This window comes from Corallococcus exercitus (genome assembly GCF_042231735.1).
Lineage (GTDB): Bacteria > Myxococcota > Myxococcia > Myxococcales > Myxococcaceae > Corallococcus > Corallococcus exercitus_B.
Window position 1 is genome coordinate 7,087,742 of record NZ_CP102577.1, and the last position, 17,454, is coordinate 7,105,195.

The 17,454-nt window shown below is 72.4% G+C and carries 17 protein-coding genes; 13 read left to right on the forward strand and 4 right to left on the reverse strand.

Annotated elements, in window-relative coordinates; all coding sequences use genetic code 11:
- Positions 1–43 precede the first annotated feature (43 nt).
- From NR792_RS28425 to NR792_RS28450, 6 genes are all read left to right on the forward strand, one after another.
- Positions 44–1,039 (forward strand): hypothetical protein, encoded by a 996-nt coding sequence (locus tag NR792_RS28425; protein ID WP_375755837.1) that lies wholly within the window; start codon positions 44–46, stop codon positions 1,037–1,039.
- 69 nt (positions 1,040–1,108) lie between these two features.
- The gene (locus tag NR792_RS28430) at positions 1,109–2,026 is read left to right on the forward strand and encodes a hypothetical protein (RefSeq protein WP_375755838.1); all 918 of its coding nucleotides are present in this window, start codon (positions 1,109–1,111) and stop codon (positions 2,024–2,026) included.
- Positions 2,027–2,090: 64 nt separating this feature from the next.
- Positions 2,091–3,083, forward strand: a complete 993-nt coding sequence (locus NR792_RS28435; protein WP_375755839.1) for a hypothetical protein — start codon at positions 2,091–2,093, stop codon at positions 3,081–3,083.
- On the forward strand, positions 3,080–3,766 hold the full coding sequence (locus NR792_RS28440) for a hypothetical protein (RefSeq protein ID WP_375755840.1): 687 nt from the start codon (positions 3,080–3,082) through the stop codon (positions 3,764–3,766). Before NR792_RS28435 ends, NR792_RS28440 begins: the two co-directional genes overlap by 4 nt.
- A gap of 12 nt (positions 3,767–3,778) precedes the next feature.
- Positions 3,779–4,183, forward strand: a complete 405-nt coding sequence (locus tag NR792_RS28445; protein ID WP_375755841.1) for a hypothetical protein — start codon at positions 3,779–3,781, stop codon at positions 4,181–4,183.
- 2 nt (positions 4,184–4,185) lie between these two features.
- Entirely contained in the window at positions 4,186–5,190 is a 1,005-nt protein-coding gene (locus tag NR792_RS28450) for a hypothetical protein (RefSeq protein WP_375755842.1), read from the forward strand.
- On the opposite strand, the gene NR792_RS28455 is transcribed toward NR792_RS28450, so the two are convergent.
- Positions 5,187–5,573, reverse strand: a complete 387-nt coding sequence (locus NR792_RS28455) for a serine/threonine protein kinase (protein ID WP_171413405.1) — start codon at positions 5,571–5,573, stop codon at positions 5,187–5,189. The two genes, NR792_RS28450 and NR792_RS28455, sit on opposite strands and share 4 nt — an antisense overlap.
- 286 nt (positions 5,574–5,859) lie before the next feature.
- Between NR792_RS28455 and NR792_RS28460 the strand changes: the two genes are divergently transcribed.
- Together NR792_RS28460 and NR792_RS28465 are read left to right on the forward strand one after the other, a co-directional pair.
- Entirely contained in the window at positions 5,860–7,338 is a 1,479-nt protein-coding gene (locus NR792_RS28460) for an ATP-binding protein (RefSeq protein ID WP_375755843.1), read from the forward strand.
- 102 nt (positions 7,339–7,440) lie between these two features.
- The gene (locus NR792_RS28465) at positions 7,441–8,052 is read left to right on the forward strand and encodes a hypothetical protein (protein WP_375755844.1); all 612 of its coding nucleotides are present in this window, start codon (positions 7,441–7,443) and stop codon (positions 8,050–8,052) included.
- A gap of 8 nt (positions 8,053–8,060) precedes the next feature.
- Here the strand turns inward: NR792_RS28465 and NR792_RS28470 are convergent, their stop codons facing one another.
- The gene (locus NR792_RS28470) at positions 8,061–8,426 is read right to left on the reverse strand and encodes a response regulator (RefSeq protein WP_375755845.1); all 366 of its coding nucleotides are present in this window, start codon (positions 8,424–8,426) and stop codon (positions 8,061–8,063) included.
- Between the two features lie 77 nt (positions 8,427–8,503).
- A complete protein-coding gene (locus tag NR792_RS28475) occupies positions 8,504–8,887 on the reverse strand; it encodes a helix-turn-helix domain-containing protein (RefSeq protein WP_375755846.1) in 384 nt (127 codons plus the stop codon).
- A gap of 205 nt (positions 8,888–9,092) precedes the next feature.
- On the opposite strand from NR792_RS28475, the gene NR792_RS28480 reads away from it, so the two are divergent.
- The 3 genes from NR792_RS28480 (at position 9,093) to NR792_RS28490 (ending at position 14,761) form a co-directional block, all read left to right on the forward strand.
- The gene (locus NR792_RS28480) at positions 9,093–10,763 is read left to right on the forward strand and encodes a GDSL-type esterase/lipase family protein (RefSeq protein ID WP_375755847.1); all 1,671 of its coding nucleotides are present in this window, start codon (positions 9,093–9,095) and stop codon (positions 10,761–10,763) included.
- A complete protein-coding gene (locus NR792_RS28485; protein ID WP_375755848.1) occupies positions 10,760–13,102 on the forward strand; it encodes a serine hydrolase in 2,343 nt (780 codons plus the stop codon). The genes NR792_RS28480 and NR792_RS28485 overlap by 4 nt, the downstream gene beginning before the upstream one ends.
- A gap of 768 nt (positions 13,103–13,870) precedes the next feature.
- Positions 13,871–14,761, forward strand: coding sequence for a YIP1 family protein (locus NR792_RS28490; protein ID WP_375755849.1), 891 nt, complete (start codon positions 13,871–13,873; stop codon positions 14,759–14,761).
- Positions 14,762–14,791: 30 nt separating this feature from the next.
- Here the strand turns inward: NR792_RS28490 and NR792_RS28495 are convergent, their stop codons facing one another.
- Positions 14,792–15,859: a hypothetical protein gene (locus tag NR792_RS28495; RefSeq protein ID WP_375755850.1), complete on the reverse strand. Its 1,068-nt coding sequence runs from the start codon at positions 15,857–15,859 to the stop codon at positions 14,792–14,794.
- A gap of 271 nt (positions 15,860–16,130) precedes the next feature.
- Between NR792_RS28495 and NR792_RS28500 the strand changes: the two genes are divergently transcribed.
- Positions 16,131–16,952 carry a hypothetical protein gene (locus tag NR792_RS28500; RefSeq protein ID WP_375755851.1) on the forward strand — a complete coding sequence of 274 codons (822 nt, stop codon included), beginning with the start codon at positions 16,131–16,133 and terminating at the stop codon, positions 16,950–16,952.
- Positions 16,949–17,419: a hypothetical protein gene (locus NR792_RS28505; RefSeq protein WP_375755852.1), complete on the forward strand. Its 471-nt coding sequence runs from the start codon at positions 16,949–16,951 to the stop codon at positions 17,417–17,419. The genes NR792_RS28500 and NR792_RS28505 overlap by 4 nt, the downstream gene beginning before the upstream one ends.
- The last annotated feature ends 35 nt before the right edge of the window (positions 17,420–17,454 follow it).

A 17,454-nucleotide genomic window follows, 5' to 3' on the forward strand; every position in this document is an offset into this window, starting at 1 on the left:
CGCGCACGGTCCGCCCGACGGGCGTCGCAGGGAGTCCACCGCCTTGGCGGTCAACGTCAGCCGTTTCCACGAAGTCTTCCGCTACCAGTCCCGCGCTCCGGTGCCGGAGCTGCTCGAGGACCTGGAGGTCCTGGGCGGACTGGACGCCCGCGCGGAAGCGCAGCGCAGCGCCCTGGCGTGGGGCGGGGGGCTCACCGGGATTGTCGGCGGGGCGATGGCCCTGCTGTGCTACGGCGCGTGGGCGGGCGCGGAGAACGCCGCGGAGCCGTTCTCCGACGAGGGCATGCAGCTCTTGAAGGTCGTTGCCCTGGTGGGCGTGACGCTGCTCGCCGTGGGCCTCTTCCTGTTCCTCTGGCGTTTCGCACTCAAGGATCGCGACCTGGACAACCGCCGCTACGGGCTGGCCCAGGTGCTGCTCAAGCGCCTCCAGGTGGACCTGTCGCCGGACGCGCCGGTGCGCCTCAAGCTGGACCTGCGCCCGCCCGACCTGCTCGAGAAGCGCGTGAAGCAGGACATGGTGGGCTGGTGGAACACGGGCTTCTTCGTCGACCCGTGGTTCATGCTGGAGACCCGGCTGGCGGACGGCACCTTCCTGCGGATCCGCATGGTGGAGCGGCTCCAGAAGCGCGAGCGCTCCAAGACGAGCGCCAGCGGCAAGTCGCGCACCAAGACCAAGCGCAAGGGCTCCGCGCGGCTGGAGGTGTCCGTGCGCGTGAAGCCGGAGCGCTACCCCGGCCTGGAGCGGCTCAAGGCCCGCGCCACCGCCGCCACGCGCCTGCCCCGGCGCGTGGAGCTGGAGCGGGTGCGCGTCGCCGTGGACCGGCTGTCGCTGCGCGCCCGGCTGTCCGATGAATGGGTGGCGCGGCCGGAGAAGGTCGCGGGCGATCCAGAAGCGCCCGCCTTCTGGAAGCAGGCGCTGGAGAAGGACGACGCGTCCCGCACCGCGACGATGATGCTCCTGAGCCTCTACCAGGTGCTGGGCTACGCCCGGCGGCGCGCGAAGCAGCAGGCGGCGCGCGGACGCCGCAGGTCGGTTTGACCTGCCCGGGGGCGACTTCTACGCTCCCGCGTGGCTTCTTCCGCTGACCGTTGAACAAGGCCCTCCACCGTGGCGATTGATTCCTCCGAATTCCAGAAGACGTACGTCTACGAAACCCGCGGCCCGGTGGTGGACGTGCTGGCGGACCTGAAGACGCTGGCGGGACTGGACGCGCGGGCGGAGCAGAAGCGGCGCGGGCTGTGGATCGCCGCCTGGGGCTGCATGGCCTTGGGCGGGGTGTTCATCTTCGTGCCGTTCGTGTGGCTGCTGGCCCTCGCGAGCCTGGCGACTGGAATCGCCCTCTTCATCATCCGGGCGCGCATGGGCCGCACGGACCTGGACAACCGGCGCTACGGATTGCTGGCGACGCTGCTCCAGCGCTTCCAGGTGGACCTGGACGTGAACGCGCCCGTGGACGTGAAGCTGGACCTGGCCCCGCAGGATGACGCGCGCAAGTGCGTGGGCAAGACCAAGCGGGGCCGGTGGGACTGCGAGGACTTCACCGACGCGTGGCTGTCCCTGCACGGCCGCTTCGCGGACGGCACGCACCTGCACCTGTCCATGGTGGAGCACCTGCAGAAGCGCAAGCGCTACGGCCGCGGCAGCAGCGGCAAGACGAAGCTCAAGACCAAGCGCAAGGGCAAGACGCTGCTCCAGGTGGGGCTGCGCGTGAAGCCGGAGCGCTTCCCCGGACTGGCGGGCCTGCGCGCGAACGCGAAGCAGGCCGCGCGGCTCCCCCCGGGCGTCGTGCTGTCGCGGCTGGACGTGGCGGAGGACCGCCTGTCGATGCGCGCCGTGCTGGACCAGGAGTGGGCGGTCCTGACGACGAAGCCCGCCCCTCCCGAAGGCAAGGCCCCCGCGGGGCGGGCTCCTCCCGCGCGCCAGGACGCCGCGCGCGCCGCGACGATGATGCTCCTGAGCCTCTACCAGGTGCTGGGCACCACGCGCCGGCGGAGCGCGCCGCCGGGCCGCCAGCAGCGGGTTTGACCTGTCCGGAGGCGCCTCCTACGCTCGGTCGCGAACCGCTCCCGCTGGACAAGGCTTCCCTCCCGTGCCGCTCGACCTCGAAGCCTTCCAGAAGACCCAGGTCTACCAGCGGCACGCGACCGTGGCGGAGGTGCTGGAGGACCTGCGAAGAATGGAGGAGCCGCCGCCCAGGCCCCCGCTGAACGCGTTCCAGCTTGGCGCGCGCGTGGGGACGGGGCTCCTCGTGGCCGGCGTGCTGGGCCTCGGGGTCCGTGGCTTCGTGCTGGAGGGGCCTCACGCCGGGCTCATCCTCCTGTTCATCGGGATGATCCTCGGCGGCTTCGTGACGCTCGTGGTGTCCAAGGTGTTTGGGATGGACCTGGAGCTGAAGGCGGGGGGGCCGCGTTGGGTGGAGCCCCAGATGGCGCAGCGCCGCCGGCTCGTGGCCACGCTGCTCGAGCGCTTCCAGGTGGACCTGCTGAAGGACGCGCCCGTGGACGTGAAGCTGGACCTGACGTCCGCCGTGGAGGGGCACAAGCGCGTCCACCTGGAGAACCAGGGGCCCCGGACCCAGCAGGACTTCGTCGACCCGTGGCTGTCCCTGCAGGGCCGGTTCGCGGACGGCACGCACCTGCACCTGACCGTGGTGGATCAGGTGCGCACGCTCCAGCGCTCGAAGGTCAGCGCGAGCGGCAGGCTGAAGACCAAGGCCCGGCGCAACGGGGTCAGCCTGATGCAGGTGGCGCTGCGCGTGAAGCCGGAGCGTCACCCCGGGCTCCTGGCCCAGGAGGCGCGCGCACGGGACGCCGTGCGGCTGCCCTCCGGCGCCCGGCTGAAGCGGGTGCGTGTGGCCGAGGACCGGGTGGAGCTGCGCGTCCTGCTGGACGAGGACTGGGTGGCCCAGGCCCCCAAGGCCCCGGAGCCGTCCGAGGTGCAATCGGGCAGGGCGCCCCGGCCGCAAGCGCCTTCGAAGCCAGACGCGTCGCGCACCGCGACGATGATGCTCTTGAGCCTGTACCAGGTGCTCAACCACTCCCGCTCCCAGGGCCAGCCCGGGGCCATGAGGTCCACATCGTGAAGCTTCGTGTCCTGTTCCTCGTGGGCCTCGGCCTGTCCGGTGCCCTGGCCTGTTCGCAGGGGGCTCCCGCCTCCGGCGCTCCGCCCACGCAGGCGATGTCCGCCACCGCCGCCGCTTCGGCCGCCGAGCCGCATGCCGAGCCGAAGGAGGCCGGCGCCAAGCTCAAGTTCAAGGACGGCGACGACCGCGAGCGCTTCTCGCTCAAGCCCAAGGATGACGGCGCGAAGCTCGTCGACGGCGAGGACCAGGAGCTGGCCCGCTACAAGTGGAAGGGCGGCGAGCTCAAGGTGTCCGGTCCGGACGACGCGGTGCTGGCCTACGTCACGGGCGGCCCGGACGCGTTCCAGGTGAAGGACGCCGCGCGCTCGGCCGTGCGCTACACGCTGACGCGCGAGGGCGCCGGGTGGAAGCTCACGGACGCACAGGGCGCGGTGCTCTACACGGTGGCCTCCGACGGCGGAGGCGCGTCCGTGAAGGGCGCGTCCGGCGCGGAGGAAATCCACGTGAAGGTGCGCGACGGCAAGCTGTCCCTGCGCGACCCGTCCGGCAAGACGCTGCTCGCCACCAAGCAGCCGGTGTCCCCGGACGCCGCCGCGTGCCTGGGCTTCTCCTCGCTGGACCTGCCCGTGCGCATGGCCCTGCTCTTCCGCCTCCAGTCCCCCGCGGGCGCCGCGTCGCCCTGAGCCTTCAACGCCATGTCCCCTTCCTTCCCGTCCGCCGAGCAGTGTCTGGAGACCTCCGGCTTCCTCTTCTCCCACCCCTGTGAGCGCGGGGCGTCCACGCAGTGCATGCGCTGCCAGAAGCCCATCTGCGCGCTGCACCTGCGCATGCTCGACGGCGAGGAGACGGTCTGCGTGACGTGCGCGCGCACCGCCGACAACGGCGACGAGAACCGCAACCCGGACGACACCAGCCCCGACGAGGACGACCCCAGCTACTACTACGAGGACTACGGCTACTACGGCCGGGACGCGTGGCGCGGCTCCGGGTCGTCGTCTTCGTCCTCGGGCCGCGACACCAACGACTTCACCGAGGCCGACGGCGAGAGCGTGCGGCGCGAGGACGACGCCTCCTTCGAGGAGGACCTGGGCGGTAGCTGAGCGTGGCCGCGCGACGCCAGCACTGGCGCCTCTACGCGCTCGGCGGAGGCCTGGGCCACCTGACGCGCGCGGCGGCCCTGGCCCGCGCGGCCGTGGCCCGGGGCCACCGGGTGGAGGTCCTCACCAACAGCCCGTTCGCCCCCGGCCTGCCGCTGGAGTCCTGGCTGGGCCCCGGCGCCACCGTGCACCGCGTGGACGCGCGGCTGGACAAGCCCGCCACCGTGGCGGCAGTGGGCGCGTGGCTCGCGGAAGGAACGCCGGACGTGCTGGTGGTGGACACCTTCCCCCGGGGGCTCGCCGGTGAGCTGGTGGCGCTGCTGCCCACGGTGCCAGCGCCGCGCGTGCTGGTGCACCGCGACCTGAACCCCGTCTACGTGGAGCGCTTCGACGTGGCCCGCGCCGTGGACGCGTTCGACCTGCTCGTCGTGCCCGGGGAGGACGCGCCCTTCGCGCACCACCCGCGCGCGGTGCGCACGGCGCCGTGGCTGCTGCTGGACGCGGACGCGCTGCTGCCCCGCGAGCAGGCCCGGCGGAGGTTGGGCGTGGAGGACGGGGACGCGCGGCCCGTGGTGGCGGTGATGGGCTGCGGCCGTCCGGAGGAGGTGGCGGAGGCCGGGGCGACCGCGGAGCGGCTGCGTCTGTCGCTCGGGGGGCGGGCGGCGGTGCGGTGGCTCGTTCCCACGGACCACGCGTCAGGGTTGGCGCTCTGGCCGGCGCTCGCGGTGCTGCGGGGCGTGGACGTGCTGGTGGGGGCGGGCGGCTACAACACCGTGCAGGAGGCCCGGGCCACCGGGACGCCGCTGGTGGCCTGGGCTCGGTCCCGGCTCTATGACCGGCAGGCCCTGCGGCTGAAGGAGGCGGAGCGGGTGGGGGACGCGGCGGAGCTGGAGACGAAGGTCGCGTCCCAGCTCCAGCTCCTGCTCCAGGAAGGGCCCCGCGCGCGGCCCGCTTCCTGGATCAACGGCGTCCACGCGGCGGTGGAGGCCATCGAGCGCGTGGCGCGCTAGTGCTTGAAGCCCTGGTGGCCGGCGACCGGCTCGATGCCGTGGGCCATGATGAAGTGGTACAGCACCTGCGGGTCCTCCTTCGGGCCGCCCATCAGCTCCGCCAGGAAGTGCCCCGCCTGAGGATCCGCGTCCGGATCCGGGGAGATGGTGACCTCGGAGATCTCCCGGCCCACCATCACCATCTCGCCCACCAGCGACTTGCCCTTGATGAGCTGGAGGACGTGCTGGCGCTCCTCTTCCATCAGCATCCAGTGGAAGTCGTCATGGTCGAACAGCGTCATGTCGGGGGAGCCACAGCGCAGGATGCAGTTGGTGTGCTCCTGGAGCCAGCGCCAGAAGGCATCGAAGTTCAGCGTGCGGGCCGGTGGTGCGAGCAGATCCATCGGGTGACCTCTTCAAGCAGGGCGGGGGCGCCCCGACGACCGGGGGAGGGCGCATCGAGCCGCGTTGTCCGTGCTGACTAGCATGGCCGGGCCTCGGGGGGCCGGCTCCTTTTAGGGGCGATGTCGGGCATGGGCCTGCCCGCATCCGGAGTGCGAATCCACGATATCGGACGCTTGTTGGTTTCCTCAGGAAGAGGGCGGCGACCAGATGGGTTGGCGCGGGTCCGGAGGGAGGATGCCCGAACATGACCAGGCACGTCGGCTGGAGGCCCGCACAGGAGGCGCGATGAGCCTGCGCGCCTTCTTCTCCGCCGTGGTGGGTGGATTGGTACTGCTCACCGTGGTGGCCGCCACCCTGCTCGTGGTGCTGACCACCGCCCTGGAGCGGATGGCTTCCACGCTGAGTGAATCCGTGGAAGGCGTCCGGCAGGCCGAGGAGCTGGAGGTGGACCTGCTCGTCCACTCGCGCCTCGTGATGCTGCCGGGTGCTCCCCTGGTGGCGGACCCGTCGCGCGGGCGCTCGCCGCGGCAGATCGAGTCCGACTTGCGCCGCCAGATGGTGGAGATGTTCGGCACGGCCTCCACCCAGGAGGAGCGCCAGGCGGTGGCGGAGGTGCAGTTGCAGGTGTACGCCTACCTGCATGCGCAGCAGGCACCGCTGGGGGAGGGGAACTCCGCGGCCCAGCACGACGCGGCGGCCATGGCGTCGCTGGACGCGGCGCTGCGCTCGCTGGAGCGGCTCATCCAGATCAACGTGGACCAGGCGCAGGAGGCCCGGCACAGCGCGACGTACTGGAGCGAGGTGGCCAACCTGCTGGGGCTGCTGCTGGGCCTGCTGCTGCTGACGACGCTGGGGCTGGGGGTCTTCTGGCTGCGGCGCTTCGCGCTGCGTCCGGTGACGGCGCTGCGGCACGCGATGGCCGGCTTCGGCCGGGGCGGGCGGCACCTGCGCGCGCCCGAGCAGGGCCCGCTGGAGATCCGCGACATGGCCCACACCTTCAACGAGATGGCGGACAGCCTCACGCACCAGCAGGAGCAGCAGCTGGCGTTCCTGGCCGGCGTGGCGCACGACCTGAGAAACCCCCTGTCCGCGCTGAAGCTGTCCACGGCGCTGACGGGCCGCGGAGAGGTGACGCCGGAGCGGATGCAGCGCACGCTGGCGCTGGTGCGCCGGCAGGTGGCGCGCCTGGACCAGATGGTGGGGGACCTGCTGGACGCGACCCGCATCGAGGCCGGCAAGCTGGAGCTCCAGCCGGAGGTGCGCGACACGCGCGAGCTGGCGCGCTCCGTGGTGGAGCTGTACCAGTCCGGCGACTCCGGGCACATGCTGGAGCTGGTGGTGCCGGACTCCCCGGTGCTGGTGCGCGCGGACCCCGCCCGGCTGGAGCAGGTGCTGAACAACCTGGTGAGCAACGCGCTCAAGTATTCCCCCTCGGGCAGCCGCGTGGAGGTGTCCGTGGGCGGGGACGCCGGGCACGTGGTGGTGTCCGTGGCGGACCAGGGCATCGGCATGTCGCCGGAGGACCTCAAGAACCTCTTCGTCCCGTTCCAGCGCGCGGGCAACGCGAAGCAGCGCGCCCCGGGCGTGGGGCTGGGGCTGTCGGTGTCGCGGCGGATCATCGAAGCGCACGGCGGCCGCATCGAGGTGGAGAGCCAGCCCGGCCAGGGCTCCGTGTTCCGCGTCCACCTGGCCCGGGTGTCCTCCGCCGGACCGCCGGAGCCGCCCGCGCCCACCGAAGAGGAGGAGCCCACCGCGGTGCACTGAGGGCGGAGGCAACCGTTGCCTGAAGCGTGCCCGGGTGACGCGGAGGGATGCGCCCGGACAGGGCAGGGCGTACCTTGCGGCCCCATGTCAGGAGCCGTCTGGATGATGAAGCGTTCCCACCGGGCCGTGCCGCTGGCCGCCGCCCTGCTGGTGCTGGGAGGGTGCGCGGGGCGCACCCAGACCGAGCCCCCCGTGACCGCCGCCGAGCCCGTGCGGGAGGCGCCGTCCTCCGTCGTCCAGTCGCAGGAGGGTGGCTTCAGCGTGACGTTCCCCGGCCCCGTCACCGAGGAGCGGCGCGTGCAGCCCACGGACGTGGGCGAGGTGACGCTGCACACGTTCATCGCCGCGCGCACGCAGGAGGACACCGCCTACTACGTCTCCTATACGGACTTCCCGCTCGCGGCCGTGGCGCAGGTGAGCCCGCGCGAGGTGGTGGACCGCGCCAGCCAGGGCGCGCTGGAGGCCCTGGGCGCGACGGCCATCTCCGCGAAGCCGCTGGAGATGGAGGGCGGCTTCCCGGGCCAGGAGGTGGGCGGCGTGTCCGGTCCGCGCCGCCTGCGGGGCCGCTTCTTCATGGTGGGCCCTCGGCTGTACCAGCAGCTGCTGCTGCACCCGGAGGGGCGCGCGCCCCGGGACGCGGACCGCTTCTTCGACTCGTTCCGGCTGGACCCGGGCGTGGCGGGGCGGCTGGGGCAGCGGACGACCGGCGGCTGAAGGCAGCTTCAGTGCAGCGGGTGTACGAACCGGCGCACCCCGGCGAGCAGGGCCTCGCGGTCGAAGGGCTTGGAGAGCACCTCGCGGATGGCGGGGTGGCGCTCCTCGCTGGAGCTGATGGCCACGACGGGCACGTCCGCGAGGCGCGGCTGGTGGGACAGGGCGTCCAGGAGCCGCCAGCTGTCCTTGCGCGGCGTCCACATGTCCACGAGCACCAGCGCGGGGAGCGGGTGGGCTTCCAGCCAGGAGAGGGCCTCTTCACCGGTCCCCGTGGCGATGACGGTGTGCCCTTCGGCGTGGAGGATTTCCACGAGCGCGTCGCGCAGGTCGCTGTCGTCCTCGACGAGGAGGAGGGTGGGAGGCGCGCGGCTCATGTGCCCCGACCCATAGGGCAAACGCGGACGGGGTGACAGGGAACATCTGCCGGGTGCGACCGGCACGGTGGCGCGCTTCAGCGCTCGTCGAACATGGCCTGGAGCACGCGCCACGCGAGCTTCAATTCGGAGCCGGAGCGGCTCGCGAGGAAGTCGCAGAGCTCCGCCACGCCGTCGGTGCGCTCCGACTCGAACGAGTGGAAGAGGGTCTTCAGCGACACGTCCAGCCCCACGGACAGCTTGCCCAGCGTGTCGAGCGACGGAGAGAAGGCGCCGCGCTCGATGCGGCGGATGGCGTCCACCGACAGGTCGCTGCGCTCGGCGAGCGCCTCCTGCGTGAGCGAGCGGCTGTTGCGCATGCGGCGCACGTGGTCGCCAAATCGCCGGTGGAGCTTCGTCCACGTTGTGAGCCGGTTCTTGCCCATATTCGCGGCGGATAATCTGGGGGCGCGCCGCGCCATGTGAAGGGACCTTGTTCGCGGTCGGACCCTGCATTCGCGCTGGGGCGCTGGAAAAACCGGCCTTCCCGTCGGGCGCGCGGGGAGGGCGTGTGATGCAGGACGGATACAATGTCCGGGAAGCCACGCCGGGGCGGCCCGCAAGGCGGCCAGGCGTGGGGTCCAGAACATGCGCGCCCCCGGGCTTTCGTCTACGCTCGCGGGCCACATGAAGGTTCCCGATGTCTCGCGGGGGCTCCGGCGAGCGGGGTTGCTCGCTGTCCTGGCGGGGGCGCTGCTCCCCGGGTGCGAGTCCCGCACACCCCCTCACCGGTTTCCCCTGACGACGCCCCCCGCGACGGACTCCGTGCCGCCGCCGGAGGAGAGTGCCGCGCGCCCCGCATCCACGGAGGCCACGTCCGCGCGGCCCGCGTCCGCGGAGGCCACGTCTTCCGCGCAGCGCTTGTCGGGTGAGGCGGGGTCTTCCGCTCGGCCTGCGTCCTCGGAGGCCACGCGCGAGCTGGCGGCGGTCGCTGCTCCCTCGGTGGTGCCTGCGTCCGCGAGCGTGTCCGCGCCGGCCCGGAGCACGGGGCGCTCCGCGTTTCGCGCCCTGCCGCCCACCACCGAGCGCGCCGGACACCTGCACGCGCTGGCCACGCGGCTGAAGGCACCGGGCGGTGCGGTGGAGGCGCCGTGCCTGGAGCCGCGTGACACCGGCTGCGCGCGGTCCGCGCTGACGCCGTTCTTCAGCGCGCTGGACGGGCTCCTGGAGGGCACGGCGAAGACGCCCACGGTCGTCGCCGCGTTCGGCAACTCGCTCATCGCGGGGGACCGCATCGTGGACGTGGTCCGCGACGAGCTGACGGCGGGCTTCGGCAACGCGGGCCGGGGCGCGCTGCTGGTGGACCGCATGGCGCCCTACGGTGGACGGTCGCGCACGGCCGCCGTGAGCAACGGCTGGCAGCCGCGCACGCTGGGCGAGCTGCGCGCGCCGCCGCACCCCTTCGGCATCACCGGCGTGTACCACGTGGCCACCGGGAACCGGGCCCGGGGCCGCTTCAAGCTGGACGGCGAGCCGCGTGGAACGCTGTGGTGGAAGGACGTGAAGGGCGCGGGCCGGCTCGTCGTGTCCGTGGACGGAGCGGTGCTCGCGCGCACGGAGCCGCAGGGGGACGGTGCCAGCCGCACCACGTCCTTCGACCTGCCCGCGGGCGCGAAGTGGCTGGACGTCACCGCGGAAGGCAAGGGCGCCATCGTCCAGGGCGTGGTGCTGCAGCAGGACGCGCCCGGCATCGTGCTGGACATGCTCGGCGTGCCGTCCGCGGATGCCACGCTGTATGGCCGGCTGGAGGAGGACGCGCTGAAGTCGCAGCTCCAGCAGCGCGACCCGAAGCTGCTGCTCTTCTTCCTGGGTGGCAACGAGTCCAAGCGCCTGGAGTGGAAGCGCACGGACCTGCCCACCGTGCGTCAGGACCTGGCCGTGCTCCTGCGCCGCGCCCGCGCCGCCGCGCCCGGCAGCGCGTGCATGGTGGTGGGCCCCATGGACGCGGTGCAGGACGGCCACGCGAAGGGCAAGCCCCTGAAGCAGCGGCCGTTCCTGGAGGCCGCCATCCAGGCCGAGCGCGAGGTGGCGCTCGCCGAGGGCTGCGGCTTCTTCAACCTCTACACGGCGATGGGCGGCGCGGGTTCGCTCGTGCGCTTCCATCAGGCGGGGTTCATGCACGACGACCTGGTGCATCCGCGCGGTCAGGGCCTGGACCTGCTGGGACAGCTGGTCGCGGACGCGCTGCTGGCGGGCTGGGTGAACGAAGGCGCGGTGTCCGCACCGGCGCTCACGTCCTCGCGAGAGGATGCACCGGCGGGCAGTGGAAGCGGCCAGACCGCGGAGGCAGTGCCATGAAGCGGCTCTTCGTCGCGCTGTGTTTGTTGTTGGAAGCAGGGCCCGCGTTCGCGCAGGCCCCCGTCGCGACACAGGCGCCCGCGTCGAGCGGGTCCGCCGCGCTGAAGCAGGATGCGGCACCGAAGCCGGAGGCCGCGCCGTCCGGGCCCGGCGCGAAGCCCGCGACCCCACCGGAGTCCAGCGCGAAGGTCGCGCCGGAGCCGGGCGCGAAGGCCTCCGAGTTCCCACCGGAGGTGCAGCGCGCGCTGGACGCGCTGGTACGCGCGGACCTGAAGCAGGGCCCCACGGCGGGCCTGTCCGTGGGCGTGATGCGCGGCGGTCAGCGGTGGATGAGCGGCTACGGTTACCGCGACCTGGCGAAGAAGCTGCCGGCCACGGTGCGCACCACGTACCGCATGGCGTCCATCACCAAGTCCTTCACGGCGGTGGCCGTGATGCAGCTGGCGCAGGCGGGCAAGCTGGACCTGGACGCGGACATCCACACGCTGGTGCCCGAGTACCCGGTGAAGCAGTGGCCGGTGACGGTGCGGCAGCTGTTGGGCCACCTGGGCGGCGTGCCCACCTACGACAGCCCGAGCGCCGGCAACAACACGAAGCCGGTGACGACGAAGGAGGCCATCGCGATGTTCTCGGACCGGCCGCTCATGTCGGAGCCGGGCACGCGCTACCTGTACACGACGTGGGGCTTCAACCTGCTGGGCGCGGCGGTGGAGACGGCCTCCGGCCAGCCCTACCGCGAGTACCTGCGCGACCACGTCTTCGGGCCCGCGAACATGAGCCACGCGGACGTGGACGTGCTGAGCACGCGTGACGCGCAGCAGGCGGTGGGCTACCGCGTGGTGGGCGCCGCGCTGAAGCCGTCGCGCTTCCTGGACGTCACCAGCCGCTTCGGTGGCGGCGGCACGCGCGCGACGGTGGAGGACCTGCTGGGCTTCGCTCGCGCGGTGCTGGACCACACGCTGGTGACGCGCGAGACGATGGGCCGCATGCAGGCGACGATGGTCACGCGCGACGGGCACATCACCGACTACGGCATGGGCTTCGCGACCTATCCGCTCCGGGGCCACTACATCGTGGCGCACGCGGGCGGGCAGCCGGAGACGACGACGCTGCTGGTGCTGCTGCCGGCGGAGGACACGGCCATCGCGCTCGCCACCAACGTGGAGGACGAGGCGAAGCGGCTGCGCCGGCTGTCCCTCCGGTTGATGGAGACGGTGCTGGACGAGGGCGCGCCGGGCCGGAGCGGCCACTTCACGGACCCCGTGGACGCGGTCGTGTACGAGGGCATGGGGCGGCTGGCGAGCTACGGGCTCGCGTACCACGACTGGGCCACGCGCGGGCCGGGCACGCTGCCGCCGGAGACGGACCTGGCGGGGGCGTTCACGAAGGTGTCGGCGCTCTTCGACCGGGCGGCCATCGCCCGGGACGGCCGGGGCGCGATGGAGCGGATCCGCGGCGCGCACGAACCGCGTGGCGAGTCGCTGTTCATCCGCGTGGGCGCGCACATGGCGGCCACGGTGGAGAAGGCGATGGGCGCGGAGCGGCTGCGCGCGTACCGGACGCAGGGCGCGGCGGGCTTCTTCGCGGACTACCTGGCCGCGTGCGAGACGCTGAAATGTCCGGAGGCGGAGCGCTTCAGTCCGACCGTGCGGAGCGACGTGGCCCGCTTCGTCGCGGGGTGGAAGCGCGCGGAGGTGCCGGCGCTGCGGCGCTCCCGGCTGGAGGCGGTGAAGGACCCGGAGCGGCTGTGGCCCGCGCTGAAGGAGGCGGCGGTGCGCGCCCCCGAGGTGCGGCCGGACTACACGGACGAGCTGCTGACGCTGGCGGACCGCGCGAAGCGGAAGCCGATGGACCGGATGCGCTGGCTGGAGCGCGCGACGGAGCTGCATCCGGAGTCGATGGACGCGCACCTGGCGCACGCCGTGGGGTTGATGGAGGCGGCCCGGGAGCCGGAGGCGATTCCGCACGTGCGCGAAGCCTTCGAGACGCCGGAAGGGTCGCTGGTGCTGTCGCCCGCGGGCTTCCTGAGGCGGCTGCTGGACACGCGTTCGCCGAAGGTGGCACGGGGCATCTTGCGAGCGGCGGTGACGCTGCACCCGGACGCGCCGGAGCTGTGGGACGCGCTGGCGAAGCGAGAGCGGGCGCTGGGTGATGCAGGCGCGGCGAAGACGGCGCTGTCGCAGGCGAAGCGGGCCCGTCAGGCCCGAGCCGCGCAGGAGGCCCGGGCCCCGAAAGCGACCGGCGTCATGGTACCGGCTGGGAGCGCGCCGGCCCAGGACAAGGCGGGGAGCACGTCCCCCTCGGTGCCGGTGGATCCGGAGACGGCGCCGGAGCCTTGATTCACGCGCACCCGGCGTAGCGGGGAGGCACCTCTCCGAGGCACGCCCCGCCCGCCATGGCTTCCAAACCTGTCCGACAGTCGGACAGGTTTCCGCCGCCCGAGCCCCGGTCACGACGGGTAACGAGGCTGGCCCGCCACGGTCCTCCAAACCTGTCCGACAGTCGGACAGGTTCCGCGCCACCCAGGCCTCGGTCACGGCAGGTGCCGAGGCCGGCCCGCCATGGCTTCCAAACCTGTCCGACAGTCGGACAGGTTTCCGCGCCACCCAGGCCTCGGTCACGGCAGGTGCCGAGGTTGGCCCGCCGGGGTCCTCCAAACCTGTCGGACAGTCGGACAGGTTTCCGCGCCACCAGGCCTCGGTCACGGCAGGTGCCGAGGCTGGCCCGCCGGGGTCCTCCAAACCTGTCGGACAGTCGGACAGGTTTCCGTGGCCCGACGCCCCCAGTCCCGGCGGGTGCCGAGGTTGGCCCCTGCGGTCCTCCAAACCTGTCGGACAGTCGGACAGGTTTCGCGCCACCCAGGCCTCGGTCACGGCGGGTGATGAGGCTTGCCAGGCGCGGTCCTCCAAACCTGTCCGACAGTCGGACCGGTTCGCGGAGTGCGCAGGGCGACGGGGAGCCCCCTCGGCGTTCTCATCTTCTCATCCAGGTGGACGGCCTTCCTGTCCGAGCGCTTGGAGATCGGGTCACGCGTCCACTCGTGCGGTGCGTCCGGTCCCCTCGGTCGCGTGCGTGACGGAGCCCGGGCCGTGCGAGGATGCGCGGCGATGACGCCTTCCTGTCCTTCCTGTCAGGCCCCCTTCACCCCCGGCGCGGAGACGTGCGAGCGGTGCGGGGCCTCGCTGCTGGTGGCCTCAACCCCTGGTAGCGCCGAGCCCGTCTGCGCCGTGCACCCCGAGTGGCGGAGCGTGGCCACGTGCCCGCGCTGTGGCGCGTTCGCCTGTGCCCGCTGCCTGCGCCAGGGCCCGGAAGGGGCCATCTGCGTCACCTGCCATGAGCGCGAACCCCTGGGCCAGCTGCCGTGGGACCAGCGCGAGCAGCTGGGCACGCTCAAGGCGTTCTGGCGCACGTGCTACGGCCTGTTGATGCAGCCCACGGCGACGCTCCGGGGCGTCAACCCCGACGCGCCCGTGAGCAGCTCCATGACGTTCGTGTTCCTGTCCGCGATCGCGGGCTTCCTGACCACGGGCATCGTCTACACGGCCATCATCGGCATCATCCTGGGACTGGTCCCCCAGGCGGACAAGGGTGTTGAGGATCCGGAGGCCATGAAGCTGTGGATGACGGTGGGCATGGCGGCCTGGACGGTGCTGATGCCCTTCGTCAGTGCCGGCATGACGCTGGCCAACGCGGGCCTGGACCACCTCATCCTGCGCATGGGCGGCGTGGAGCGCGGCTTCTCCGTGACGATGCGCGCGCACGCGCTCTCGCAAGCGCCGTACATCGTCGGCGTGATTCCCTTCGTCGCCGTGTACGCCGCGCCCTTCTGGGCGATGGGACTGCGCGCCTTCACCTACCGCTCGCTGCACCGCACCAGCTGGGGCACGGCGCTGGCGGGCGCGCTCCTGGTGCCCGTGCTCTCCTGCTGCCTCTGCGGCGGCTTCTACGGCGCCCTCATGTTCGCGGCCTTCAATAACGGCCTGGGAGCGCAGGGCTGAGCGTCATCCGCGCGGCCGAAGCCCTGGCGACTACGGCTGTCCGGACTCCGCCGTGGCCCCGTGCGGCACCAGCGAACCCGGCTCCGGCCAGAACCGCGCGGCCCGGAAGCCGTTGAGCGCCGCGGCGAGGCGCCGCGAGCCCAGGTCGTAGACGCGCACCTGCGTCGCGCCCGTGAGCAGCAACAGGTCCCCGCGCGCCATCGCGCGCACGAGGCTCTGGGCGGGCAGGGCGAGGCCCTCGGGTTCGGCGAGGTGGCCGTCCTCCACCTCCCAGCGCACCGGCATCATCAGCGCGGTCTGCTCGCCCGCGGTCCGCCACGCGAACAGCGGGCCGCCCCGCGACTCCATGCGCGCCCAGCCGCCGAACACGTCGTGCCCCCGGTGCGGCACCACCGCGTCGAGCCGGGCCGCCTCCTGGCTGCCCTCGTCCAGCCCCTGCGCCACCAGCGCATCCGGGTCCCCGGCCACCGTGGAGGACACCAGCATCTCCGCCGTGGCGAGCGCGAACACGGCGTCCGCGTCACCGCGCGTGGCCACCGTCTCGATGCGCTTCCATGCCCCCGCCTCCAGCCGGTACGCGTGCGCGAGCCCCGCGCCCTCGTCCAGCTCCGGGAGGGGGATGCGCCGGCCCTCGAAGAGGAAGGCACCGTCGCGCCGCACCAGCTCGCCCGTGTGCGCCGTCAGCGCCACCAGCCGCCCCACCGAGTCGAACCCCACCGCGTCCGTCACCCCCTCCTCCGGCAACAGCTGCGCCGCGCCCTGCCCGGACGTCAGGTCCACCGTCCACACGCGCCCGGGGCCCCGCGCGCTGCCAGCCGGGTCCCGCACCGCCGCGTGCTTCCCATCCGCGCTCCACGCGAGCTGAAGCCCGTCACACGCCGCATCCACCGTCACCAGCGCCCTGCGTCTGCCGTCCGACTCCAGGCGCAGCCACGTACAGCCCGACGGCGCCGCGTCCTGGAGCACCGACAGGGAGAACGGCGCCGTCTTCACCGGCGCCACCTCCGGCGCGGGAGTCGCGGCCGGCGAAGCCTCCGGGGGCTTCTGACAGGCACTCACGAGGAGCAGGGCGCTGATGAGGTTCGAGGTGCGGACCATGTTGAACTCCTCCCGGAAAAAAACGATCTCCATGGAATATGGCAGAGCCCCAGGTGCGTGCGGAAGACACCCGAAGCCCACATCAGGAGGGCCGGAGTGAATCCTTCAATTCCTGTTCAAATTCGTCATCTCGCGTCATCACGTAAAAACTAGGAAACGCGGCTTTCCACTATGGACCCTTGAGAGGCTTTGGTCGTATCCAGGACAGACATCCCTCCCCGCCTTCCCTGGCGCTCGTCAGCAGCTTCGCGAGCGTCTCCAGAGGTGTCACATGGTGACTGTCGAGCTGGATATCTTCTCGGGGCGTCCCAATCCGCGGTGGGCGTTGACGGAGCGCGAGGCCCGGCAGCTGACGGAGCGCATCCGCGCGGACCGGTCGCTGCTGCTGCCGCTGGACGCCGACACGGGCGGCCTGGGCTACCGGGGCTTCATCGTGCGCGCCGAGGACACCGGCATGGCGGACGACTGGAAGCGGCTGGGCCTGCCGCCGGTGGTGCGCCTGGGCGGCGCGTTCCAGCCGGAGGCGGCGGAGAGCTCGCGCTTCCTGCTGCACTCGGCGGAGAGCGCGCGGTTGGACTTGCGTGACCCGGGCCCGGTGCTGGCGGAGGCGGAGTCCGTCATCCTCCAGTCCCAGGACGTGCAGGGCGTGATGACCATCTGCAATCCGGCGGCGCTCACCAGCGACACGGACTTCAGCTTCTGGAACGGGGCCTCGTACCAGCCGTACAACAACTGCTACAACTTCGCGAGCAACCTGCGCACCAACACCTTCGCGCAGCCGGGCCGCGCGGCCGGGGCCATGTACGCCAGCATCAACTGCACGGCGGTGGGCACCGGGGCGGTGCGGGACGGATGGCAGACGTCTTGCCGGGCGGATGCCAACTACAACGTCTGTCTGGTCATCTGGCCGAACTACGACTACCACTGGTACCGCTACTGCGCGAACAGCCACTGGTGCCACAAGCCGGGCGGGACCGCGGCGCGCAACACCGACAACGCCGGCCAGCTCATCCTCAACCCGGAGACGGCCAACCGCGGCGGCTACACGGTGTTCTGCGGTTACTACCGCGGCTACAACGTGACGGTGTCGTGAAGCGGGCACCGCGAGGCGTCTGGCTGGCGGCGGGCCTGGGGCTTCTGGGAGCCTGGGCCTGCGCGACGGGCGGTGCTCCGGCGGACGGGCCGGGCGCGGAGGAGAAGACCATGGCGTCAGCGGCTCGGGCGAGCGTGGAAATCTTCAGCGGCCGGGAGCCGCCCACCTGGCCGCTGTCCGACGACGAGTCGCGCGCCCTGCGCGAGGCGGTGGACGCGCTGCCGGAAGGAACGCGGCCCCTGCCCGACGTGGGGCTGGGCTACCGGGGCTTCACGGTGACGTGGGCGGACGGCGCGCGGGCCACGGTGTACCGCGACGTCGTGGAGCTCGTGGCGGGTGGCCGCACGCAGCTGCGCGAGGACACGCCGCGGGCGGTGGAGGAGCGGTTGTTGTTGGGGTCCAGGCCGCACCTGGACCCGGAGCTGTTCAAGGTGGTGGCGTCACAGGTGCAGGCTGCTCAACCCTGAAGCCCGAAGAGGGCGGGGCTTTTCAAGCGAAGGAG